Origin of the sequence: Mesorhizobium sp. M1403 (genome assembly GCF_040317695.1) — a bacterium.
Classification (GTDB): Bacteria; Pseudomonadota; Alphaproteobacteria; order Rhizobiales; family Rhizobiaceae; genus Mesorhizobium.
The window spans coordinates 142232-166589 of sequence record NZ_JAMYKY010000007.1; the positions used below are offsets into that span (position 1 = coordinate 142232).

Consider the following 24358-nt stretch of genomic DNA (forward strand, 5'->3'; position numbering starts at 1 on the left):
TGCGGCGGTCGCTCAGGTCGCAGGCTTAATGTTTTGGTTCAAGCGAAAGAAATTGGTGGGATCATACTTGTTCTTTAGTGCGGCCAACCTCGGATAATTCTCGCCGTAAGCCGCCAGAACCCGATCAGTGCCCTCTTCGCCGAGATTGTTGGCATAGACGCCGCCGGTCGAGAACGGTCTCATTGCATCCCACAGGTCGCGCGCCCATCGGATGTGCGTTTCGTCGTCAGACGGATTGTCCCAGATCGATATCGGGAAGCAATCGTAAAGCGCATCCCGATTGGCGTAGGGCGTTCCGTCCATCGGTACTCGCGAGATGGCGCCGCCAACCTGCTGCAGGACCAGAAGCGATTCGCTGGGTGCAGTCATGTAAGCCGCAAGCATGGTATCGATCGCCTGATCTGTGATTTCGCGCATGAACTGCGCCTTCCAGTAGTAGCGCCGCCCGCGCGGAAAGAGGCTGTCCCCGGCCGATTGGATTTGAAGATAGGGGACGGGAGCAATCCGGCGCTCAACCGGCGTGCCATACTCTCTCAGAGGTTGAATGATTTGCTGGCCCTCGTCGAGTGGGCCGATGTAGCACGCCGATATGCTGAAGAAGCGTTCGCCCGAGGGCGCCGTCACAAGTGCTGCATCCAGGCTCAGCTCATCCGGGGCGCCGCTCGAGAACGCACGGTAGAACCGCATCGCTTCGCGTGCCTCTTCGTACCGGTATAGCATCGATCCCGCGATGAGGAGCGGACCCACGGGATGGAGCTTGTATTCGAAAGTCGTGACTATTCCGAAATTGCCGCCGCCGCCCCGAATGCCCCAGAACAAATCTGCATTTTCGGCCGCGTTTGCCGTGAGCAACCGGCCGTCCGCCGTCACGATTTCGACAGCGACAAGGTTGTCGCAGCTCAGTCCATGTTTTCGGCCAAGCTTGCCGAACCCGCCGCCGAGTGTCAGTCCGGCTATGCCGGTATCCGCGTTGACACCCATGGTCGTCGCAAGACCATGGACCTGTGTGGCTGCGTCGAACTCGCCCAGGTTCAAGCCAGCTTCTGCGCGCGCAACACGGCGGATCGGGTCGACTTCGATCCGCTTCATGCGTGACACATCGATCACCACGCCGCCGTCGCATACCGAACTGCCGGCGACGTTATGGCCACCGCCGCGGACGGCGACGAGGAAGCCTTGCGATCGGGCGAAGTTGACGGCCGTGACGACATCGCTGGATTCGGCGCAATAGAAGACAGCCGCCGGCCTCTTATCGACCATGCCATTCCAAACTCTGCGCGCCTGATCATAGCCGGGATCGTCTGGAAGGATCAGATCGCCGCGAATCGCCTGCCTGAGCCGAGCGATATCTGGCGCCTGCAACTTCGGCTCGGAACCGTCTATAAGCTTGAACATGCTCATCGAGGGATACCCTTCGTGATCCGGCACGGTTGGACAGGGCCGCTGTAGTTCACCGACATGTGTCGGATCATAATGATCTCATGCAGCGCCATTCGCTGCAAAATCGAATATCTCAGTCGCTGGATGAGCCAAATTCATCTAAACTGCCTGGATGAGAAAACTTCCGCCGCTCGGGTCGCTTCGCGCCTTCGAAGCCGCTGCCAGGCTGATGAGCTTCAGGAAGGCCGCGACGGAACTCGGAGTGACGCCGACGGCCATCAGCCACCAGATTCGATTGCTGGAGGAGGTCTGTGGGCAACTGCTGTTCCGGCGACGCCCACGCCCGCTCGTGCTCACAGACGTGGGCGAACGGCTATTCCCGGTAATTTGCAGCGGCTTCGACGCTTTCGCCGCGGCTATAGCATCAGCCTCGGCCGGTGTTGGCCAACGCCCGTTGCGCGTGACGAGCCCAAATGCGTTTGCCAGCCGATGGCTGGTTCCGCGCCTGTCGAATTGGCGCGAACAGCATCCGAACATTCCACTGGAGATCATCGGGACAGACGCCGTTCTGGACCTGCGAGCCGGTGACGCCGACGTCGCGATCCGCTATGCGCGCAGGATGCCGCGGGATGTTCCCGCGCAGGAAATTTTTCGGGACGCATTCTTTCCGGTATGCAGCCCGAAGCTGTTCGCAGGAGGTGACCGACAGATCGAGCGCGCCGCCGATCTGCTGCAATACCCGCTCATCCATTTCAATTGGACGAACCGCGACCCGGAAGCGCCGACTTGGCAGCGATGGCTGGCGATCGCACACTCGATCGATCCCAGCATCCCCAATGCCAACCAGGCATGGGACTTAAGTTTCCGCGAAGAGCTGCACGCGATCGACGCGGTCGCGGCAGGCCAAGGCATCGCTATCTGCAGTGATGTGGTCGTCAGTGGCGAACTCGAGGCTGGCAGGCTGGTCAAGGCACATGATCTCTCTTTGCCAGGCTATGGCTTTTACCTTGCCTGGGTAGCCAATCACCCCCGACAAGCGCATATCGAAACCTTTTCCGCCTGGATGAGATCGACAGTCTGAGCATCTGAACGCCGATCTTCTGCATACTCGTCACAAGCGCCCGGGGTGATAAATTGCTAACCACGATCGCCCCGCACTGACTGCCATGCACATTTGCCGGCTACTGGCACAATCCGGCTCCTTGAATTATGAGCACGCTTATTATATATGTCGCTCATGGTTTCCGACGGCATCGACAGATTGGGCTTTTTGATCCACGACGTGCAGCGCCTGATGCGCAAGCGCTTCGAGGCGCGCGCCAGTGGTTTCGGCCTTTCTTCGGCGCAATGGCGGCTTCTGGTCCGTGTCGCCAAGGAGGCGGGTGTCGCGCAGGCGCGGCTTGCCGAGCTTCTCGAAATCGAGCCGATCAGCGTCTCGCGCCTTGTCGATCGCATGGAGGAGGGCGGCTGGATCGAGCGCCGTCCCGACGCAACCGACAGACGAGTGCGCATGATTTTCCCGACCGCCAAGGCGAACGCAGCCTACGCCCACGTCAAGAGCCTTGCCGGCGAGGTGTATGAGGAATCGCTCGTTGGCGTTTCGCCGGAAGATCGCCGCGTCCTGGTCAAGGCGCTGGAGACAATGGTGCAGAATCTTGCAGATGGTGACACGCCGCCCTCGGAAAAATTGAAGAATACGGAAGGCGCAGCAGCATGAACGCGGTAGCCAAAGTAGATGAGAATGCAGCCAAGCTGGAGATGGAAGCTCCCGCGAAGCCGGCGGCAGCTCCGGTAACGGTCGCTGCGCAGGTAGCTCCGGCGCCGGTGGCGCTGAAGAAGAAGCGCCGTGCCGGCCGCTTCCTTTTGATGTTTGTGCTGCCCGCTGCGTTGATCGCCGGCGGCAGCTATGTCTGGGTGACCGGCGGCCGCTATCAGGAGACCGAAAACGCCAATCTGCAGCAGGCCAAGGTGTCGATAGCCGCCGATACGGCGGGCCGCATCGTTCAGGTCGACATTTTCGACAACCAGTCTGTCAAGCAGGGCGACGTGTTGTTCGCCATCGATCCCGAGCCCTACCGGATCGCGTTGGCCCAAGCCGACGCGGCTGTGGCGGGCGCGCGGCTCAATGTCGAGCAGCTGCGTGCGGCCTACAGCCAGTCGCTGGCGCAGGAGAAGTCCGACGAAAGCCAGGTCCAGTACGCGCAGTCGCAATATGACCGCGCCGCCGACCTTGCCCACAAGGGCATCAACGCCAAGTCGTCGCTGGACGAGGCCAAGAACGACCTCGACAAGGCCAAGCAGCAACTGGCCGTGGCCCAGCAAGGGATCGTCAGCGCCAAGGCGGCACTTGGCGGCAATCCCGACATCGAGACCGACAAGCATCCAACGGTAATGGCGGCGCTCGCCGCACGCGACAAGGCGGCCTACGATCTGGTCCAGACCACGGTCAAGGCGCCTGCCGACGGCATCGTCAGCCAGGCCGCTTCGTTCAAGGTCGGCCAGTATGTCGGTTCGGGCACGCCGCTGTTTTCGCTGGTCGAGACCGGCGACACCTGGGTCGACGCCAATTTCAAGGAAACCCAGCTCACAAACATGAAGCCGGGCCAGAAGGCCGAAATCGTGGTCGACACCTATCCGGGCAAGACGTTCGAAGCCACCGTCACGGCGATCGGCGCCGGCACCGGGGCCGAGTTCTCGCTGCTGCCCGCGCAGAACGCCACCGGCAACTGGGTCAAGGTCACGCAGCGCATTCCGGTCCGGCTGGAATTGACCGATGCCGACGCCAAGATGGCGCTGCGCACCGGCATGAGCGCGACCGTCACGGTGGACACCGGCGTTTCCCGCGGGCTGCCGGGCATTTTCCGCCGCGCCACGGCAGGCGAGGCCAAGTAAAGAGGCCTGACAGCGGCCGCATGGCAAACAGCGAGATGGATGCAGGTGACAGGATTGGTCCGAGGGAGGCGCAGGAAGAGTTGAATGCGTAGACGGGCTGCGCTGCGGCCTGGCTAAACCAGACAACGTTGCGCAGGATCTTCGGTCCTCAGGTTTCCGGGCGGCAGGCGCCCGCTTTGTCGAGACGCTCAGTCGATGTAACCCCCACATCGATGCTCGCGTCCCACCGCGATGAGGGTCTCTCTGCAGCGAGGGCCTCGCCGTCCGGAAACCTAATGTACACGTTTTTGTTACCTGCTGGAAGTTTTACGTCATGAGCAGCCCAGAACCCTTTCGCGAAGTACCGCACCGCGGCCTGATCACAGTTGCGCTCATGCTGGCGACGATCATGCAGGCGCTCGACACGACGATCGCCAACGTCGCGCTGCCGACCATGACCGGCGATCTCGGCGCCTCCCCCGACAACATCAACTGGGTGCTGACCTCCTACATCGTTGCCGCCGCGATCATGACGCCGGTGACCGGCTGGCTTGCCGACCGCTTCGGTCGCAAGGAGCTGTTCCTGACGGCGGTGGTCGGCTTCACCGTCTTCTCCATGCTGTGCGGCATCGCCTGGAGCCTGGAGACCATCGTTCTCTTCCGGCTGATGCAAGGCGTCTTCGGCGCGGCCATCGTGCCGCTGTCGCAGACCTTCCTGCTCGACATCAACCCTAGGGAACGCCACGGCCAGGCCATGGCCATCTGGGGCGCCGGCATCATGCTGGGACCGATCCTTGGCCCGACGCTGGGTGGCTGGCTGACCGAGAATTTCAACTGGCGCTGGGTGTTCTTCATCAACCTGCCGGTCGGCATCATCGCCTTCCTCGGCATGGCCGCATATCTCCCCAGCGTTGCCCGGCGGGTGCGCAGCTTCGATTTCTTCGGCTTCGCCATGCTCTCGCTCGGTGTCGGCGCGCTGCAACTGATGCTCGATCGTGGCGGTGAGGTCGACTGGTTTTCCTCGATCGAGATATGGATCGAGCTTGGTCTTTCCATCACCGGCTTCTGGGTATTCACCATTCACACGTTGACGGCGGAGCACCCCTTTATCGACCCGAAGATCTTCCTCGATCGCAATTTCGTCACCGGGCTGGCGTTCATCTTTGTCATGGGCGTGCTCATTTTGGCGAGCATGTCGCTGCTGCCGCCAATGCTGTCGACCATCTTCGGCTATCCGACCCTCACCATCGGCATCGTCCTGGGGCCACGCGGTGTCGGCACGATGATCGCGATGCTGTTCGTCGGGCGGATCATGCACAGGATCGATGCCAGGATCCTCGTCGTCATCGGCTTCCTGCTGACCGCGCAATCGCTCTATACGATGTCCAGCTTCTCGCCGCAGATGGACAACTGGCTTATCCTCAGCTCCGGCGTCATCCAGGGCCTTGGAATGGGAATGGTGTTCGTGCCGCTGTCCACCGTGGCCTTCGCCACGCTCGACGCACGCTTCCGCACCGATGCCACGGCGTTGTTCAGCCTGGTGCGCAATCTTGGCTCGTCGATCGGCGTGTCGGTGGTGACGGTTCTGCTGGTACGCAACACGCAGATCAACCACGCTGAGCTCTCGGCCTATATCAATCCGTTCAATCCCAACCTCTGGGCGGCGTCGCCGGCAGCGGCGGGCGGCGATCCGACGGCGCTGTCGCTGATGGATGGCATGGTCAATATCCAGGCGATGATGGTCTCCTACGTCAATGACTTCAAGCTGCTGATGATGATGACACTGCTTGCCGTCCCGTTTGTTTTCCTGCTGCGCAAGCCAAAGGCTGCGCCGCCCGCCGGTGGAGCGCCTGCCGCGCATATGGACTAAGTCTCACGGCTCCGGCAACCGCGACCGACTCACGGCTTCCGTTGCCTGTGCCGGTCGCGTCGGCGTTGAGCCGGTTCACCTGCCATTAGTATATCCCGACCAATATGCACTCGCTTTTGGGTTGAAGGCGAGCCTCCTTTGCTTGCTCAAGCATCAGCGGGAGGAACTGTGTTTGGCCACGAAATCATCCAGGCAAACCGCCGAAGTGCCCGAATCCGCCAATTTGACGACGCTGGCACAACTGGCGACGGCCTCATATGAGGCGCTCGAGCGCGAGCTTCGCGCCACGATTGCAGCGCTTCAGGACCAGGCACTGCGGTTCCAGACCGCGATCGAGAACATCTCGCAAGGCATCTGCTTTTTTGACGCCGATGAACGGCTGATCCTGTGCAACCGGCGCTATGCGGAAATCTATCGCCTTGCACCGGAGCAATTGCAGCCAGGCGCGGCGCTGCGCGAAATCGTCGAGCGGCGCGTCGCTGTCGGGACCTCGGCAATGAATGCGGACGCCTATCTGGCGTTGGCCCGGGCAGTCAATTCGGGCACTGCTTCGGGGAACTGGACAGCTGAGCTCGCCGATGGCCGGACAATTCAGGTCTGCCATCAACCGATGCCTGACGGCGGCTGGGTGGCCACGCACGAGGACATCAGCGAGCTCAGCGCCAACCGCTTGGTCGTCGACGAGCGTATCTCCTTGCAGACGCTGATCGACCTGGTGCCTGACTACATGTGGGTGAAGGACACCGAAAGCCGCTTCGTCGTCGCCAACCGAGCCATTGCGTCCGACAGCGGTCGAGACAGCACGAGCGACATGATCGGCCTGAGCGACTTCGACCTTCATGCGCCGGATCTTGCGCAGAAATTTCGCTTCGTCGAGCAGCAACTGATGCGCGACGGACAACCGATGATCGACGAGGAGGAGTTCGTCGTCGATGCGTCAGGCACCGGCAAATGGTTCCTGTCTACGAAACTGCCATTGCGCAACGTTCAAAACAACATTTTCGGCCTCGTCGGCATTGCCCGCGACATCACTGCGCGCAAGCAGGCCGAAATCCTTCGCGATGGGCAGGCGCATATCCTCGAGATGATCGCAAAGAGCGCTCCCCTCGAAGACGTGCTCGAGCGGCTCATGCGTCTGGTCGAGTCCCAACTGGCGGGGATATTCGGTTCGGTCTTGCTGCTCGACAAGGATGGCAGCCACTTGCGCCACGCCGCCGCGCCGAGCCTGGCGAAAGACTACACCGACGCCGTCGACGGCGCCGCGGTCGGCCCTCGGGCGGGGTCTTGCGGAACGGCGGTCTATCGGCACGAGCCGGTGATTGTCGCTGACATCATGCAGGATCCGCTTTGGCAGGATTATCGCGAACTCGCGCGGCCGCACGGTTTGCGTTCGTGCTGGTCGACCCCGATCCTGTCGCATCAGGGCGCGGTGCTTGGCGTCTTTGCGATGTATTCGATGACGGTGCGCGAACCGACCGAGGCCGAGACCCGCCTGATCGATTTCACCACGCGCATCGCCGGGATCGCCATCGAACGCAAACAGGCTGAAGACCGGATCCACTTCATGGCCAATCATGACGTGCTGACCGGGCTTCCCAATCGCGCCTTGCTCGAGGATCGGCTTTCGCAGGCGGTCCTGTACGCCCAGCGATACGATCGCTGGGTGACGGTGGTGTTCATCGATCTGGACAATTTCAAATTTGTCAACGACACGCTCGGCCACAATGCCGGAGACGAGCTTCTGAAGATCGTCGCAAGTCGCATGGTCGACTGCGTGAGGGCAACCGATACCGTCGTGCGGCTTGGCGGCGACGAATTCGTCATCGTGCTTTTCGACCAGCCGGCGAACGTCGATCTCGTTTCCGAGACCTTGCAAAAGCTCAGGTCGGCACTCGCCGAACCGGTTCGGCTCGGGGCGCATCTTGTGCGGGCGACGGCCAGCATCGGCATTGCCAACTATCCGAAGGATGGGACTGATCCCGATACGCTGCTGGCAAATGCCGATGCGGCCATGTATCGCGCCAAGGAGTTCGGCCGCGACAATTTCCAGTTTTACGCTCCGGAGTTCAACACCCGGGCGCATGAAAAATTCGTGCTTCAGGAAGAGTTGCGAAACGCCTTGGCGCGTTCGGAATTCACTCTGCTCTACCAACCGCAAGTGGACCTTCGGTCAGGTCGGATTTTTGCGATCGAGGCGCTGATACGCTGGAACCATCCAACGCTTGGCACGATAATGCCGACGATGTTCATCCCGACCGCCGAGGAGACAGGTCTGATCGTACCGATCGGCGACTGGGTTCTGCATGAGGCGTGCCGGCAGAACAAAGCCTGGCAAGACGCCGGGCTGCCGCCCTTGACCGTTTGCGTGAATGTGTCGGCGCGGCAATTCAGGGAGCGCAACCTGATCGATCGCATCGTCAGCGCGCTGAAGGACAGCGGCCTGGAGGCCAGGTATCTCGAGCTGGAGGTGACCGAGAGCCTTATCATGCAGGATATCGAGCTCGCCGTCGCGACCATGAACGCCCTGCAAAGCCTGGGTGTCCAGATCTCGATCGATGATTTCGGCACAGGCTATTCCAGCCTCAGCGCACTCAAAACCTTTCCCGTGGCGCGGCTGAAGATCGACAAGTCCTTCATCAAGGACCTCGCCGCCGACGAGAACGACCAGGCTGTGGCCAGCGCGGTGATTTCATTGGGGCAAAATCTCAACCTGAGGGTCATCGCCGAGGGCGTTGAGACAGATGATCAGGTGGCCTTCCTGCGCAGGAACAATTGCGACGAAATGCAGGGCTATCATTTCAGCAGACCGGTTTGTGCGCAGGACATCGAGGAGTTGCTCGGCGGCCGCAAAGACTGACGGCTCGGTCATCCGGCACGGACTCCGCCGACCAAAGGCGAAACCGTGCTATCTTCCGAGCACAAGGCACCAGTAGCGAAGCGTGTTGTCGCGGCCGTCGCGTACATAGGCGAGGCCGAAGCGGGTGAAGCGCGGGTCTAGCATGTTGCGGCGGTGGCCTGGCGAATGCACCCAGATATCAAACAGCTTCTGCTGGTCGAAGCGGCCTTCGGCGATGTTCTCGGCGGCAGCGCCGGCAATGCCATTGTCTTTGACGCGCGAGGCAAAGTCCTTGCCCCAGCCGGTGGTGTGATTCATGCGGCCGCGGCGCGCCATGTAGCCGGCCTGCTGCAAGGCCGCCTGTTCGAGACGAGGATCGGCGACAAGCGGTCCAAGACCGGCTGAGGCCCGAATGCCGCTCAGGGTGCCGGCCGCGGAAGCAGAGACACCGGCGCCTTCGCCGGTGGGCAGCACGGCGGTTGCGCAGGCGGCGAGCCCGGCAAGGGCACCAAGGCCGGCAGCTCTGAGCAGCATGCGCCTGTTCAGGCTTGGTTTGTCTTCATAATTTTCAATTCTCGCAACGGTCATGCCCGCCTGACATAGCGGTGATCATGGCTTTTGCCGGGCAGGCGATTAGAATCTCGCTCAAGCCGACCCACAGCGCAACAAAAAGGGCCGAGCTCGCGGGTCGCAAGTCGCCCAGACTGTTCGTTGCGGAACCAGCAAAGTTTGCCGCTGGGTCCCCGCCTTTTATCGTGTTATGCTAATATACCCTAAAGGCCGTCCTTGAAGGGAACGGAAATGTCCGCCATGTCAACGTTGACCCGGACTTTCATTGCCGCTGTTCTTGTCGGCTGCGCACTCGTCGTGTCGTCTGCCATCGGAGCGGGAGTTACCGAGGATGTCGTGACGGGAACGCGACTCGCGGAATTGCTCCGTGCGGGGCGAAGCATCATCTCGAACTATCAGACGCTCATCAATGATCCTGCTCTTGGCGACAAGCACCTCGACGGTGAGCGCATTACGAGAGAAGCCATCGCCGCATACTCAAAACACACCGGCCACGACCCGCTTTCGGGCGGATTGACCGAGCGCGACCGGCGTCTGCTTGAGGCCCAGATTGAGGCGATGCGAGAGGTGGTGGACGAACAGCAGGATAACATCAACCGCGCGGGAACCGCTTTCAAAGGCTTCGTGCCGGCGGTGTTTGCGCGTCTGATGAATGACAAGTTCGCTGCCAAGGCCGGCAATGAAGCTCGGGTGCGCGTGACCGCGCCAGAGCAACTCGTGCGCAACCGCAAATCGCTTCCGGACGCATGGGAAGCACGGATCATCGAAAGCGTCTTGCTGGATCCGCAGAGAGCAAAGGGAGAAGCCTACACGGAAGTCACCGAGGCGGATGGGCGCCCTGCATTTCGAATGCTGCTGCCCGAATACTATACTGGCTCGTGTCTTTCCTGCCACGGCGAGCCGAAGGGCGAGATCGACGTGACAGGATACCCAAAGGAGGGCGGCAAAGCGGGCGATCTGGGAGGCGCGATAAGCATCGTCTTGTTCAAATGAGCGCTTTGGAACAATCACCGCACCGCGTGGAAACGGTATCGGCGCCGGCGAGGCCCTTTGCGCGTCCCTTTGCCCATCTACCGATTTCGGCCCGCATAGCTGCGCTGACAGCGGCCGGCCTTATCAGCCTTATCGTATCGTCAATCTTTCTCACACAGGCACTTTATCGCAGTGCAGATCGAACTGCGGAGACCAAAGCATTTTTCGACGCCGCGTCCACTGCGGCTGCGGCGCACGCAACATTCGGCGAATTGCGATACTGGCTGACTGATCTGTCGGTTAGCTTGTTGATGAATTCCCAGCGTAATGCCGAGCAGGCGCGCGAGCGACTACTGGCACATCTGGACCGCCTTTCGAAATCATCACCGGATGCGGTCAGGGAAATCCGCGTTGAGATGGATGCCTATGTCAAAACAGCGCTGGAGGCGGCAGACAGCTATACTCAAGACAACCGCATCATCGGCAACACTCTCCTCGCCGAGGCGCGCACCCACAGCGCAAACGTGGATGCTGCGCTTAACAAACTCGTCGACCGAGCGAGCGCCGAGGCAGAAGCCGCTCGCAACGAGGTCGTAACGGAAACCCAGAAAACGGCGACTACTGCTGCCGTTCTGGTGGCCATCGTGGTGATGATCGGGTCACTTCTCACCATCCTTGTTCTTCGCTCGATCGTCGGACCGTTGCGGCGGCTGAACCGGGTAATCGGAAATCTGACGGAAGGACGCTACGACGTCGAAATACAGGCAGAGGGAGGGGACGAGCTCGGCGCGATGGCGCGGACGCTTCGGCTTTTCCGGGCGAGCGCAATTGCAAAGCAACGACTGGAGGATGAGGCGGAGCGGCAAAGACGGACGATCGGAGCGGCACTCGAGGCGATTTCTGACGGATTTGTCCTGTTCGATTCGGAGGACAAGGTCCTTCTTGCCAACAGCAAATACTGCGAAATCTTTCCCGACAATGACCGAGCTACTCTGCCGGGGCAAAGCCTTCAGGATATTCTGAAAAGACGCTTGGCGAGCGGGCACGTCGACCTTGAGGGCGCGTCGCCGGAGGAATGGATTGCGAAGAGGCTGCGCATCCAGAAGGATCCGGCAGGCTTCGTCCACGAGGGTCGCTTCGGAGAACGCTGGGTCCGCGTCAGCAAACGAAAGACCCCTGACGGCGGGACCGTCGCCGTTTACACCGACATCACGGAACTGAAGCAGAGAGAGGTCGAACTCGAGCGGGCCAAGAGTCATGCTGAAGCGGCAAATGAGGCCAAGAGCAGCTTCCTCGCGTCCATGAGCCACGAGCTGCGCACTCCACTGAACGCGATCATTGGCTACAGCGAGATGCTGATCGAAGAGGCGAGCGACCAGCAAATGAATGAGTTCGTGCCAGATGTGGAAAAGATCGCCGGGGCCGGTCGCCATCTCCTCGCGCTCATCAACGACATCCTCGATCTGTCGAAGATCGAGGCAAATAAGATGGCAAATTTCCTCGAGACTTTCGACGTCGCCGACTTGTTGCGCGATGTCCAGGCCACAGTCGCGCCACTGATGGCGAAAAACCGAAACAGTTTCGTTATGGACCTCGCGGGCGACCTCGGGAAGATGCATTCGGACCAGACGAAGTTGCGTCAGAACCTCTTCAATCTCCTCAGTAACGCAGCCAAGTTCACCGAGGGGGGCCGTGTAACACTGGCGATTCGACGCGAGAGGAGATCGGACGGCGACTGGCTGATATTCACAGTGTCCGACACCGGGATCGGGATGACGCCAAAGCAGCAAGAACGGCTCTTTGATGCTTTTACGCAGGCAGACGCCTCCACCACTCGCAACTACGGCGGGACGGGATTGGGCCTCAGCATAACCCGGAGTTTCTGCCGCATGATCGGAGGCGTTGTAACCGTTAAAAGCGAGTTCGGAAAAGGCTCGACTTTCACAATGGAGATTCCAGCCGAGTGCGACGAAGAACCTGGCGAGCAGAAACCCGCCGAGCCGCTGTCGTCGAGGCCCTCGGAGCAGGCGGTTCTGATCATAGATGACGAACCAGCCGCCCGAACTCTCATCGCCAGGTCCTTGGCTGAGGCGGGACTGGCATCAATCGAAGCAGCAAGCGGCGAGGAAGGCATAGCCGCGGCGCGAGCGCATCGCCCGGCCGCAATCGTTCTCGACATCATCATGCCGCATCAGGACGGCTGGTCAGTGCTGCGCTCACTGAAGGGCGATAAGGAGCTCTGCGAGATTCCGGTAATCCTTGCGACGATACTTGCAGATCGCGAACTCGGCCTCTCACTCGGTGCGGTCGAATACCTCACGAAGCCGATCGACACCCAGAAGCTTATACGAACAATAGAGGCTTGCGGCGGCGGCAACCGCGATGTGCTTGTTATTGACGACGATCAAGCCTCCCGCGACTTCCTTCGGCGTATCCTGATCAAGAAGGATTGGCGGGTTCACGAGGCAAGCGATGGCCTGCGCGGCCTCAAGCTGATGAAGCGGTTGTTACCGCGTCTGGTCCTGCTTGATCTGCTGATGCCCGAAATGGACGGGTTCCAGACCCTGAACGAGATGCAGCAGGTGCCCGAGCTTCAGAACATTCCGGTCGTCGTCGTGACTTCCAAGGATTTATCGGCGGACGAGCTCAAGTGGCTTCGCGACAGGGCGGTCGCGGTTGTAATCAAGGGCGCAAATAGTCGGTCTCAGTTGGTCGAGGCCCTCGAGCGCCAGATCTTCCCACTTGGGTCGACAGGTGCCAGCATTGCCGATCGCGGAACCGCCCCCATGGCTGAAGGAAGCTAAAGATGACGAGGATCCTTCTGGTAGAAGACAACGAATTGAACCGCGACATGCTTTTGCGGCGGTTGTCACGGCGTGGGTTCGAAGTCCTCATTGCGGAAAACGGACAGTCGGGCGTGGAACTCACCGTTTCGGAAAGGCCCGATCTCATCCTCATGGATATGAGCTTGCCGGTCATGGACGGGTGGGAGGCGACCCGGCGGATCAAGGCTGATCCGGCCACCTCCGGGATCCCGATCATTGCGCTTTCTGCGCACGCGATGGCCAACGATCGCGAAATGGCACTCGAGGCAGGCTGCGATGACTACGATAGCAAGCCGGTGGACCTGTCGCGACTTGTCCAGAAAATTGAACAATTGCTTGCCGCGAATCGATGAGGCGCGGACCGACGGTTTGAAAATATGCCTGCTAAGAACAAGTTCCAACGCCATGCGATCGCCGTCCATCTGGCGCAACAGCTCGCCGGACCGGCGCGGGCAATCTCAGGATTTCAGGAGTTGCTAACCGAGCAGGTGCAGGACCTCGGTCTGGCCCACATGAGACCGGATCTAGAGAAGGTTGGCGCCGCTGCTTGCGAATTGAGTAGCCTGATCGACAGCTTGATCCACGGCAAAGCGGACAATCAGAACCGGGCAGGGGTCGAGATCGAGGCGAAACTGCGCCACGACTTGCGAACGCCGCTCAACGCCATCATCGGCTATTCCGAAATGATTCGTGAAGAAGCCGAAGAATTGCACGAATACGCGCTGGAAGAGGATGTCAGGGTGATGCTCGCCGCGGCGGCTGAGTTGCTGGCGCATGTCGATGCGATTGCCGGCCTCTCGCGCGCACCCGACAGCGAGGAACCGCGGACCACGGATCAGGCTGAGATCGATGTGGCAGGGCTCGAACGGGCACTGATCAAGGCAGAGCACGACGCAAGCTCCGGTCACGGTGGCCGCATACTTGTCGTCGACGACATCACCAGCAACCGCGGTCTCCTCTCGCGCCGCTTGCAACGTGACGGTCATCAGGTAGTCACTGCCGAGTCCGGTCCGTCGGCGCTGACTCACCTCGCGGAACACGAGTTCGACCTAGTTCTGCTGGACGTCCTAATGCCGGACATGAACGGCATCGAGGTGCTCTCGCGATTGAAAGCGGAGCGCCGATGGCGGCATATCCCTGTCATCATGATATCGGGGTTGGACGAAGTGGACGCGGTGGTCCGCTGCATCGAGGCGGGGGCCGACGACTACTTGCCTAAACCTTTCAATCCGGTCCTGCTGCGCGCCCGGATCAACTCGAGTTTGGAGAAGAAACGTTGGCTCGACCGCGAGCACCAGTATCTTCAGCGGATCGAGGCGGAGAAGCGGCGGGCTGACTCGCTTCTCCATGCGATCCTGCCCGGTCAGATCGTGGCACGGCTGCAACGGGGCGAAGAGTTCATTGCCGACCGGTTCGATGAAGTGACCATTCTTTTTGCCGATATTGTCGGTTTCTCGAGCATAGCGGCAAGGTTGCCGCCGTCGGACCTGATCAAACGCCTCGACGGGCTATTCAGCACGTTCGACGTCTTGGCGGAGAAGCATGCCGTGGAGAAAATCAAGACCATCGGAGACGCCTATATGGCTGCGGGCGGTGTTCCGGAACCGGCAGCTGACCATGCCGACAGGATCGTGGCACTGGGGAAATCCATGCTGGACGCGTTGAAGCCCTTAGCGTGGGGCAACGATGGTTTTCGGATCCGCATTGGCGTGCACACGGGACCGGTGATCGCGGGCCTGATCGGCCGGCATCGGTTCGTCTACGACGTCTGGGGCGAAACCGTGAATATTGCAAGCCGGCTCGAGTCCCAGGGCGTGGCCGACCGCATGCAGATTTCGGAGGCAACCAAGCAGGCCCTGCACACCTCCTGGAAGCTCGAACCGCGCTGTAATGTAGAACTGGCAGGTGTCGGCAGGATTGAAACCTATCTCGTTCAACACTGATCGGAACAATGGCTAACCCTCAGGGAATTTCGCGAAGCGATGCTTGGAGTCGCGACACCTCGTAAACGAACAGCATGCAGCATTGGCGTTCCACTTTCACCCGGAGCTACACCATGAACAGGCGTCAGAGTCTTCTATTTCTCGCAGGAGCATCGGCCGCGGCAGCCAACACAACCCTGTTGGGCGCCGCGGCCTTTGCGCAGGAGACCCAACCCTTCAAGCTCCCACCGCTCGGCTACGCGAACAACGCATTAGAGCCGCACATCGACGCGACCACGATGATGATCCATCACGACCGCCATCACGCCGCTTATGTGAATGCCTGCAATCAACTCGTGCCGCTTTGGCCCGAGCTCGCCAGCACGCCGATGGAGGCTATTCTGGCAGATCTGGGCAAGGTCCCGGAAGGCGTGCGCAACAATCTTGGGGGACATTGGAATCACACTCACTTCTGGGAGCTGATGACTCCCGGGGGCCCCAACCAGCCCGGTGGCGACCTCAACGCCGCCATAAGCAGCACCTTCGGCAGCTATGCGGGCCTGACCGAAAAGCTCACGGCGGTTGGCCTTGGCCGCTTTGGCTCCGGCTGGGTATGGCTTGTCGTGAACAAGGACAAGAAGCTCGACATCGTCAGCACAGCCAACCAGGACACGCCGCTCGAGCTAGGGGCGCGTCCGGTGATTGGCGTCGACGTCTGGGAACACGCCTATTATCTCAAGTATCAGAACCGCCGCGCCGACTACCTCAAGGAATGGTGGCGCGTGGTGAACTGGGACAAGGCCCTCGCCAACTTCAAGAAGTCGACCGGCTGAGGGGGCCGCAGATCGCGACGCCTCGTCCCTTCAGCCGCAGCAGCCGGCCGCGTTCGTGGTCACAGCTGTTTTTTTCAGCGTCTCGCGCGAATACCGAGCGGTTCGCCGGCTGGGGTAGCGCCTTCGGTTCAGACATCCCGGTTGCCAATTTCCGCGACTGGCTTGTCTGTCGTGTTCACACCTTTGATATGCCCCAAGCTGTGACCGAAGGGCAGCAACGGGTCCGAGACGCGACCTTCGCGGCATCATTGGCAAAGGTCCGCAAGTGGCGCAAACCAGCCCACGCTATGCTGGACGCGAAGGTCAGCTTTTTGGCCCAATCATCCCGAAAGCGGATCTCCGCTTCCGGCCCAAACGCGACGTTAGAGTATCTGCTCGGCAATGACAGCTTCTGGCGCTGTCCGTGCATTCCGATATTCGGCCGGATCCTATCCAAAGCGGTTGTCCAGCCTCGGATAGCAAGCGTCAGATTTTCACGATCGGCTAGGCCGCTGTGTCTAGCCTCGTTTCCGGCATCGGTGGAGCCTGGCCGACCCGGTCGTCCCCGGTATGTTCCCACCATCTGCCCAAGGCCTCGATGAGCGGCACAAGCTTGAGACCGGGCGTCGTGAGGTCGTAATCCACGCGTAGCGGATAGCCGGCATGCGCCGTTCGCCGCACAATCCCGGCGTCCTCCAGCTTGCGCAGTTCGAGAGCCAGAATGCGGTGCGACACGGTCGGGTTGTCACGCCTCAGATCGCTGAAGCGCTTGGTGCCGTCCTTGAGATAGTAGAGCAGCAAGGTGGGCCAGCGACCGCTGAGCACACGCATGGTCTCTTCGATCGGGCAGCGTGAGACGACATCTTTCATGGGGGGACCTGGTTACAGAATAGTGCGTAATTTACATGGGGCGACCAGCGTTTAGGGTCAAGTTTCGCTGCGCAGCGTAATCCCTAAATTATGGAAGAGACAAAGAAATGGAACCTATCCTCCTTTATGGCTTCCCGCTGGGAAGTTCGATGGGGCTCGTCGCTGCATTTGAACGCGTCGGACAGCCCTACCGCCTGTGTCGAGTCGACATGCTCACTGAAATGAAGAACGACGCCTATGCCAGCATCAACGGCCGTCAGGAAACGCCGGTGTTGATCACCGACGAAGGCAGGGTGCTCACCGAGACCATGGCGATTGCCGCTTGGCTCGAAGCCCGCGATACGCAACGTCGTATCAGCTTTGAGCCTCGCTCGCCGGAAGCCGACCGGATGCACCAGCTGATGGCTTTCGTGAACACCGGCTTCACCGCCGCTTTCACCCCGCTCTGGGCCGCATATGAAATGGAATCGGCCGAGCCGGTGCTGCTGGCAACCTTGCGTGACTTTGGCCGCAAGGTCGTTACCAACCGCCATGACCAGCTCGAGGCGATGATCCTCGACACGGATTTCCTGGTCGGCGACCGGCTGACGCTTGCCGATACCACGCTGATCGGCGTGGCGCGCTGGGCGGAGTTCCACAAGGCGGTCGACGGCGCAGCTTATCCCAAGCTGGCGGCGTTGCGCCGCCGGATCGAAAGCGATCCGGACGTGCGATTTGCGCAGGCCATCGAGGATGGTGAAAAGCCGGCCGGGTCAGGCGCTTGCCTCGGTCACGTGCGGCTGGCCGAGGTGATCGATCGCTTCGCGGCCTAATCTGTTCGTTCAGCCGCCCGGCGCCCCGGCGCCGGGTGGTGGCGACAAGCGCGCCGAGATCGGCTATCATATCGCCGTTCTTGAAGTGGCAGCTGCGGGCGGCCATCCTGGCGGTGACCGCCCCGACACACGGGAGAAAGGTTATGGCCGGCTTTCATGTCATGGCGGACGCGCGTGGAATGCATGTACAGCCCACGGTGCGCCGCATCAGCACCGAGGATCTGATCGATGCGCTCCGTCTCGGCGTAGAGGATTTCTGGGCCAAGCCGTCGCATTATGTGTTCCTGTGCCTGATCTATCCGGTGGTCGGCCTGATCCTGACGCAGTGGACGTCGGGCTCGAATGCCATCCAGCTCATCTATCCGCTGATGTCCGGCTTCGCTTTGGTCGGTCCGTTCGCCGCTATCGGCCTTTACGAAATCAGCCGTCGGCGCGAGTTCGGCATGGATACATCCTGGTGGCATGCGCTCGACGTGCGCCACTCGCCGGCGCTGCCCGCGATTGCGGTCATCGGCATCATGCTGCTGGTACTGTTCCTGCTCTGGCTGTTCACCGCGCAATCGATCTACACCAGCCTGTACGGCAATCAGCCTCCGACCTCTATCGTCGGCTTTGTTCGCGAGGTGCTGACGACCAGCAAGGGCTGGACACTGATCCTGCTCGGCAACCTGGCCGGGTTCGCCTTCGCCGCGATCGTGCTGGCGACGACTGTCGTCGCCTTTCCGCTGCTGCTCGACCGCGATGTCGGCGCGGTCTCGGCAGTCGAGACGTCGGCGCGCGCAGTTATGACAAACCCGCTGCAGATGGCGCTGTGGGGCCTGATGGTCACCGTGCTCCTGGTCATCGGCTCGATCCCGCTATTTGCCGGGCTTGCCGTCGTCATGCCCGTCCTTGGCCACGCGACCTGGCATCTCTACCGCAGGGTGGTCGAACCGGAGCGGGCACAGCAGGTCAGACGGCCGATGTAGGCCCGATCAGCGTTGCGCATCGGTTGCCATCTTGACGGCCAGCGCGGTCAGCACCGTGCCCATCATCCAGCGCTGGATCACCAGCCATAGCGGCCGCCCGGCGAGGAAGATGGCGATCGAGCCGGCCGTCACCGCGATGATGGCGTTGACGGTCAGGCTGATGGCGACCTGCGTGGCACCGAGCACCAGAAGCTGCGACAGCACGTGGCCCTTGCCGGGGCTGATGAACTGCGGCAGCAGCGACAGATAGAGCACTGCCACCTTCGGGTTGAGCAGGTTGGTCATCAGGCCCATGGCGAACAGCCTGCGCGGCCTGTCCTTAGGCAGTTCGCGGATCTGGAAGGGCGAGCGCCCGCCGGGCTTCACCGCTTGCCAGGCAAGCCACAGCAGATAAAGCGCGCCGGCAAGGCGCAGCACGTCATAGGCGAAGGGCACCGCGAGCAGCAGCGCGGTGATACCGAACGCCGCCGACAGCACGTAGAATAAAAAACCGAGCGCCACGCCGCCCAGCGAAATCAGCCCGGCCTTCGGCCCTTGCGACAGCGAGCGCGAGATCAGATAGATCATGTTCGGGCCGGGCGTCAGCACCATGCCGAGGCAGACCAGCGCGAAGGCGAGATGGTTGGCGGGTTCAGGCAAGAGCGTATCTCCGGATAGGGACACTCACCACATGCTTCCCCCACCCGCAAGGGCATGAGGGCAGGAGCCTTTGCGCCAGCGCGCTGCGCCCCTCTGCCTTTACGTCGCCAATCCCATCGCCTTCAGCCGACGATGCGCAGGTTCGACAATTCGTTGGCGATTTCCTTGAAATTGTCGGACAGCGTCGCGCCCGTCGCATTCCAGAACAGCTTGGCCGGCTTGCTCGGGTCGGCCGGATCCTTGCGGAAGCGCGAATCCGAGGAACACGCCTTCAGCGCATCGATCGCCTTCTTGTCGCCGGCATCTGTGGGCGACAGGTCGAGCGCCACCGTCATCACCAGAATGTTCGAATTCTTTGCATTGGCGCAGAGCGTTTTCATCTGCTCGTCGAGTGCTGCCGTGTAGTTGGCACCGGTATAGGTCGTCTTGCCGATATCGGTGCTGGTATTCATGAACAGGCGGGTCACGCTTCCAGATCCCGGATAGGTCAGGCCAGTGTAGCCGTAGGCGGCGTAGGTCGACCTGTTGTTGGCGTAGCTGCCGTCGCTGACGGCGCTATAGGTATTGGCTCCGTCGGTCAGCACCACGACCACCTTGTCGTTGCCCCTCTCGCTGTTCGGCCGGCCATCGGTGAACGGTGGGTTGCTCGATACCGTTCGCCAGCCCCAGGCAAGTCCCTCCGGTACGTTGGTATTGCCGTTCGGCGCCATGGCGTCGATGGCGTCCTTGATCTCCTGCTTCTCGGCGTCCTGGCTGACGTCCTTCAACGGCGTGATCGGGTTGGTGGTGCAGGAGGAATTCGGCCCATCGCCCGCGGCTGCGGATTGCGAACCGTACGGTTTTACCAGGAAATATTTGCGCATGTCAGACTGTCGCTGCGAAGCGGTGGGACCGGCGACATAGGGCCAATCGGCCCACCAGTTGTTGCCGTAATTGTAAGACGTGCTGATGACGTCGTTGATGCCGTCACGGTTGAAATCGAGCCACAGAGTGCCAGCCTCATCCGGGGCAAACATCGGCACGAAAAGCGTGGCCGGCGCGGCTGTGTCGGGCGTGGTGTCGTCGACATTGTAGGGATATGGCCGTGCCTCGACGCAACCCTGCCAGCTCGCATAGCGGCTCGTCGTATAAATATATTCCGGTGCGCTCCAATGGCCGTACTGGCAGGTGCCGTTCTTCTTGTATGTGTCGCAGACATATTGCTTCGAATTGGGTACCTCTTCGCGGCCCGATTCGACCGTCATGTCGGCGTAGAGGCTGAAACGCGTCAGCGGCTGGTCCTTGGTCTCGCCCCAGCCGGTGCCGCGCTTGTACCAGATGCCATTGAGCTTCTCGGCATATTTGTCCGGATTGTTGGCTGCACTCATCGTCGTCCAGTCGAAATCTTCATGCTGGATCGGGGAGATGCCGTCCTGATCCATCCAGCCGTCCTGGTCGTGGGTAGGGCCGACATTGACCGAGGCCGCGAACGGCACGAGCGAGAACTGCACCGGTTTGGTGATCTGCTTCATCTGCTGCGCCTGAAGCGCCAGCGTATCGACAAGCTGCTTGGCGGCCGACTTCAGCAGGTCTATTCGCTTTTCGCCGGTGCCGGAGCCGAGATCGGTCATTGAGCCGGAATTATCCAGCACAAGCGCGACTTCGAGGGTGTTCTTGAGGCGGAGTTCCGAACATTCGGTGAAGGTCGTGTCGCTTGCCGTGCCGCCAATCAGCAGGCTGGCGGCCGGGAGAAAATAGGGGTAGAAGGTGAGGCTGGCGCAGAGCTTCAAGGTGCCGCCACCGGCATTGTTGTTGGGCAGCGTGACGGTCAGCGCTGTGTTCGCCGGGTCGATGCGTGCGAGATTGGTTTCGAAAAATGTTTTGGCGTAGGCCTTGACGTCGTCGTCGCTGGCGCCGGCGACGATCTGCTGGGCGGCGGCGAGGCCGGCCGCATCAAGTGCGTTCAGCGTTTCGTGCTTTTGGCGCAGCAACTCCCCGTAATCGACACTGAGCGCCAGACCGGCCATCAGCGGCACAATGGTGATTGCAGTCATTAAGGAGTAGTTGCCACGTCTGTCGTGTCGGAATTTTCCGATTATTGCCTTCAGCATTCCCGCCCCGCCCTATTTTTCCCGGACGATGCCACGCATTTTTAAATTTCCGATTGCTAAAATACGTCCAAGGTCGGTACGGTTTTTCAATCCCCGTTAACCACACGTCCGCAATCGGCAATGCCGCTCCGCGCTCCCCTCGGCAAAGTCCCTAAAAGCGGAATAAGGCGCTGGAAAAGAAAAGCTTTCGCCATCACTTCCCCGCCGGCGCCTCGGGCGGCAATCTTGCGGGCACAACGAAAGCTGGTGACAGAGCGAAGCGCTTCGGTTAATCCGGGCCGGCCGCTACGGACCGTCGGTCGCGGCGCTTGCAAGCATCATGGTACAGGGACAACGGCATGGCGGATTCGCCCGACATCATCGGTTCGCTCGCAGACCTGTCGGGAGCCTATTCAGCCATCCTGTGCGATGTCTGGGGCGTGGTGCACAATGGCGAATGGCATTTCCCCGCGGCTGCTGCCGCGCTGATCACTGCTCGCGCGGCGAAAATACCTGTCGTGCTGATCACCAATTCGCCGCGCCGCAGCGCCGACGTGGTGGCGCAGATGAACGCTATCGGTGTTCCTTCCGCCGCCTACGATCGTGTCGTGACGTCCGGCGACGTGACCCGCGACCTGATCGCCGACGGGCCGCGAAAGATCTTCCATATAGGCGCCGATCGAGATTTCACGCTCTATGATGGTCTCGACGTCGAGCTTGTCGAGGAGTTCGAAGCATCCGGCGTGGTCTGCACCGGCTTGTTCAATGACGAGGTGGAAAAGCCGGAAGATTATGCCGATCTTCTGCGGCGGCTGCGTGCCAGGAACCTGCCCTTCATCTGCGCCAATCCCGACATCGTCGTCGAGCGCGGCGAACGCATGATCTGGTGCGCAGGGGCTTTGGCCCGCGAATACGCGCAGCTTGGCGGGCGCACGCTGATCGCCGGGAAACCTTATGCGCCGGTCTATGAGGTCGCCATGAAAGAGATCGCCGTCATTCTCGGCCGCACGGTCGAGCGTTCGCAAGTTCTGGCCATCGGCGACGGCATGATGACCGACATCAAGGGCGCGGCCGATAATGGCTTCGACGTGCTCTACGTATCGGGCGGCATCCATGCCCGCGATTACGGTGAAGCGCTGCAGCCAGACCCGGCCAGGCTCGCGGCCTTTCTCGAAAAATACGGCTACAAGCCGGTCGCGGTGATTCCCAGACTGCAATAAGTTCAGGCCCAGACTGCAATAGGTTCAAGCCCAGACTGCAATAGGTTCAAGCTATGACGGCAATGTTCGAACGCATTTCCGCAACCGCACCGCTGCCGGCCCATCTGCGTGGCGGCGTGGTGGCGATCGGCAATTTCGACGGCGTCCACCGCGGCCACCAGGCGGTGCTCGAACGCGCGCGCGCCGAAGCGGAGCGTCGCGGCGTACCTGCCCTGGTGCTGACCTTCGTGCCGCATCCGCGAAAAGTGTTCAGGCCGGACATGCCGCTGTTCGTGCTGACGCCGCCGCCGATGAAGGCGCGGCTGCTGTCGCATCTGGGCTTTGCGGCGCTGGTCGAGCAGCCGTTCACACGCGAGTTCGCCTCCTTGTCGGCGGAGGCTTTCGTCACCGGCGTGCTCGAGCGCAACCTCGGCATAAGCCACGCCGTCACCGGCTTCGATTTCCATTTCGGCAAGGACCGCCAAGGCGGCCCGGCCTATCTGATGGCGGCCGGCGAGCGCCATGGCTTCGGCGTCACGCTGGTCGATGCCTTTCGCGACGAAAGCGCCGAGGTGGTGTCGTCGAGCCGCATTCGCACGCTGCTGTGCGAGGGCAATGTGGCCGAGGCCGCCGGCCTGCTCGGCTACCGTTTCACCGTTGAGGCGGAGGTGATCGGCGGCCAGCAGCTCGGCCGGACACTCGGCTTTCCGACCGCAAACATGAGGCTTTCGCCAGAAGCCACCCTGAAGGAAGGGATTTACGCAGTTCGCTTCCGCCGCGCCGACGGCTCGCTTCATGATGGCGTCGCCAGCTTCGGCCGCCGGCCGACGGTCGACGACAATGGCGCGCCGCTGCTGGAGACCTTCATCTTCGACTTTTCCGGCGACCTCTACGGCGAGATTTGTGCCGTGTCCTTCTTCGGTTATCTGCGCTCGGAGGTGAAGTTCGACGGGCTTGACGCGCTGGTCACCCAGATGAAGCGCGATGAGGCCGAGGCAAGGGCACTGCTTGCCGGCGTCCGCCCGCTTTCCGAGCTCGACGCGGCCATGGCTTTCTGAATCTACTTTTTCAGCGCCAAGCCGACGGCAATGAAGGTCCAGCCTTGGAAAATCAGGTCGACGGCCAGGAACAGGCCGAGCACCCACACGCTGTTGACCGGCCAGCCCATGGCGATGACCAGTCCCGCCAGCGCGCTGATGATGCCGGCCGCGACCACCCAGCCCCAGCCCGGCTGCGGCCGGTGGCTGTAGCCGACCCAGGCCCTGAGCACGCCTGAAGCAAGGAGTGCGACTGCCAGGAGGAAGGTTAGCACCGTCGAGGCGAGGACCGGATTGTCGAAGGCGAAGAAGCCGGCGACGGCGTAGAGGAGGCCGCTGAGCAGCCAATAGAAGAAGCGGCCCCATGTCTTCACGCCGAAGGCATGGATGATCTCGACAACGCCGGCCATCAGCATCAGCCAGCCCACGACAAAGACGGAGGCGACGGTTGCGATGAACAGATTGCCGAAAGCGATGCCGCCGAAGACAAGCAGCAGCACCCCAAGCGCGACGAACCATCCCCACTTCGCCCGCGTCTGGCCAATGGCGTCTTTCAAGGCGTCGCCGTGCAGTGTCATCACCCTTCTCCCTCAAGGTTGCCTAGCTTCTTTGTTCCGGAAGGTAGCGCCGATCGCCTTGCCCGTCCAGCGAGCAGGCTGCGAGCGCCACGCCCCGAGCGATCCGCTTGCCACACTTCCGCTTTGTC

At 61.2% G+C, this 24358-nt stretch carries 21 protein-coding genes; 15 read left to right on the forward strand and 6 right to left on the reverse strand.

Annotated elements, in window-relative coordinates; genetic code table 11:
- Positions 1–12: 12 nt before the first annotated feature.
- Positions 13–1260: an FAD-binding oxidoreductase gene (locus NKH01_RS14920; protein WP_353020919.1), complete on the reverse strand. Its 1248-nt coding sequence runs from the start codon at positions 1258–1260 to the stop codon at positions 13–15.
- Between NKH01_RS14920 and NKH01_RS14925 the strand changes: the two genes are divergently transcribed.
- The 6 genes from NKH01_RS14925 (at position 1144) to NKH01_RS14950 (ending at position 8978) form a co-directional block, all read left to right on the forward strand.
- Positions 1144–1449: a hypothetical protein gene (locus NKH01_RS14925; protein ID WP_353020929.1), complete on the forward strand. Its 306-nt coding sequence runs from the start codon at positions 1144–1146 to the stop codon at positions 1447–1449. The genes NKH01_RS14920 and NKH01_RS14925 overlap by 117 nt on opposite strands.
- Positions 1450–1552: 103 nt before the next feature.
- On the forward strand, positions 1553–2461 hold the full coding sequence (locus tag NKH01_RS14930) for a LysR substrate-binding domain-containing protein (protein ID WP_353020796.1): 909 nt from the start codon (positions 1553–1555) through the stop codon (positions 2459–2461).
- Positions 2462–2617: 156 nt separating this feature from the next.
- On the forward strand, positions 2618–3097 hold the full coding sequence (locus NKH01_RS14935; RefSeq protein ID WP_353020922.1) for a MarR family winged helix-turn-helix transcriptional regulator: 480 nt from the start codon (positions 2618–2620) through the stop codon (positions 3095–3097).
- Positions 3094–4272, forward strand: a complete 1179-nt coding sequence (locus tag NKH01_RS14940; protein WP_353011245.1) for an HlyD family secretion protein — start codon at positions 3094–3096, stop codon at positions 4270–4272. The genes NKH01_RS14935 and NKH01_RS14940 overlap by 4 nt, the downstream gene beginning before the upstream one ends.
- A gap of 313 nt (positions 4273–4585) precedes the next feature.
- A complete protein-coding gene (locus tag NKH01_RS14945; RefSeq protein WP_352642906.1) occupies positions 4586–6121 on the forward strand; it encodes a DHA2 family efflux MFS transporter permease subunit in 1536 nt (511 codons plus the stop codon).
- 172 nt (positions 6122–6293) lie between these two features.
- Positions 6294–8978, forward strand: coding sequence for an EAL domain-containing protein (locus tag NKH01_RS14950; RefSeq protein ID WP_353020797.1), 2685 nt, complete (start codon positions 6294–6296; stop codon positions 8976–8978).
- A gap of 48 nt (positions 8979–9026) precedes the next feature.
- On the opposite strand, the gene NKH01_RS14955 is transcribed toward NKH01_RS14950, so the two are convergent.
- The gene (locus tag NKH01_RS14955) at positions 9027–9545 is read right to left on the reverse strand and encodes a CAP domain-containing protein (protein ID WP_353020798.1); all 519 of its coding nucleotides are present in this window, start codon (positions 9543–9545) and stop codon (positions 9027–9029) included.
- A gap of 213 nt (positions 9546–9758) precedes the next feature.
- Between NKH01_RS14955 and NKH01_RS14960 the strand changes: the two genes are divergently transcribed.
- From NKH01_RS14960 to NKH01_RS14980, 5 genes are all read left to right on the forward strand, one after another.
- Positions 9759–10520 carry a Tll0287-like domain-containing protein gene (locus NKH01_RS14960; RefSeq protein ID WP_023717112.1) on the forward strand — a complete coding sequence of 254 codons (762 nt, stop codon included), beginning with the start codon at positions 9759–9761 and terminating at the stop codon, positions 10518–10520.
- Complete coding sequence (locus NKH01_RS14965) at positions 10517–13303, forward strand: ATP-binding response regulator (protein ID WP_352481732.1); 2787 nt, start codon at positions 10517–10519, stop codon at positions 13301–13303. The genes NKH01_RS14960 and NKH01_RS14965 overlap by 4 nt, the downstream gene beginning before the upstream one ends.
- Positions 13304–13305: 2 nt before the next feature.
- Positions 13306–13677 (forward strand): response regulator, encoded by a 372-nt coding sequence (locus tag NKH01_RS14970; protein WP_023717114.1) that lies wholly within the window; start codon positions 13306–13308, stop codon positions 13675–13677.
- Between the two features lie 24 nt (positions 13678–13701).
- Entirely contained in the window at positions 13702–15267 is a 1566-nt protein-coding gene (locus NKH01_RS14975) for an adenylate/guanylate cyclase domain-containing protein (protein ID WP_352481731.1), read from the forward strand.
- Positions 15268–15380: 113 nt separating this feature from the next.
- Positions 15381–16079: a superoxide dismutase gene (locus NKH01_RS14980; RefSeq protein ID WP_084642425.1), complete on the forward strand. Its 699-nt coding sequence runs from the start codon at positions 15381–15383 to the stop codon at positions 16077–16079.
- Positions 16080–16562: 483 nt separating this feature from the next.
- Here NKH01_RS14980 and NKH01_RS14985 read toward each other — a convergent pair whose 3' ends face one another.
- Positions 16563–16928: a winged helix-turn-helix transcriptional regulator gene (locus NKH01_RS14985; RefSeq protein ID WP_352481730.1), complete on the reverse strand. Its 366-nt coding sequence runs from the start codon at positions 16926–16928 to the stop codon at positions 16563–16565.
- 107 nt (positions 16929–17035) lie between these two features.
- On the opposite strand from NKH01_RS14985, the gene NKH01_RS14990 reads away from it, so the two are divergent.
- Both NKH01_RS14990 and NKH01_RS14995 read left to right on the forward strand, forming a co-directional pair.
- Positions 17036–17740 carry a glutathione S-transferase family protein gene (locus NKH01_RS14990; protein ID WP_352481729.1) on the forward strand — a complete coding sequence of 235 codons (705 nt, stop codon included), beginning with the start codon at positions 17036–17038 and terminating at the stop codon, positions 17738–17740.
- A 143-nt stretch (positions 17741–17883) separates the two neighbouring features.
- On the forward strand, positions 17884–18708 hold the full coding sequence (locus NKH01_RS14995; RefSeq protein WP_353020801.1) for a DUF2189 domain-containing protein: 825 nt from the start codon (positions 17884–17886) through the stop codon (positions 18706–18708).
- A 6-nt stretch (positions 18709–18714) separates the two neighbouring features.
- Here the strand turns inward: NKH01_RS14995 and NKH01_RS15000 are convergent, their stop codons facing one another.
- Both NKH01_RS15000 and NKH01_RS15005 read right to left on the reverse strand, forming a co-directional pair.
- On the reverse strand, positions 18715–19347 hold the full coding sequence (locus tag NKH01_RS15000) for a LysE family translocator (RefSeq protein ID WP_023717119.1): 633 nt from the start codon (positions 19345–19347) through the stop codon (positions 18715–18717).
- A gap of 122 nt (positions 19348–19469) precedes the next feature.
- Positions 19470–21437 (reverse strand): pilus assembly protein TadG-related protein, encoded by a 1968-nt coding sequence (locus NKH01_RS15005; protein ID WP_353020803.1) that lies wholly within the window; start codon positions 21435–21437, stop codon positions 19470–19472.
- 338 nt (positions 21438–21775) lie between these two features.
- On the opposite strand from NKH01_RS15005, the gene NKH01_RS15010 reads away from it, so the two are divergent.
- A complete protein-coding gene (locus NKH01_RS15010) occupies positions 21776–22636 on the forward strand; it encodes a TIGR01459 family HAD-type hydrolase (protein WP_353020805.1) in 861 nt (286 codons plus the stop codon).
- 53 nt (positions 22637–22689) lie between these two features.
- Entirely contained in the window at positions 22690–23673 is a 984-nt protein-coding gene (locus NKH01_RS15015) for a bifunctional riboflavin kinase/FAD synthetase (RefSeq protein WP_353020807.1), read from the forward strand.
- A gap of 2 nt (positions 23674–23675) precedes the next feature.
- Here NKH01_RS15015 and NKH01_RS15020 read toward each other — a convergent pair whose 3' ends face one another.
- Positions 23676–24230: an HdeD family acid-resistance protein gene (locus NKH01_RS15020; protein WP_023717123.1), complete on the reverse strand. Its 555-nt coding sequence runs from the start codon at positions 24228–24230 to the stop codon at positions 23676–23678.
- Positions 24231–24358: the final 128 nt, after the last annotated feature.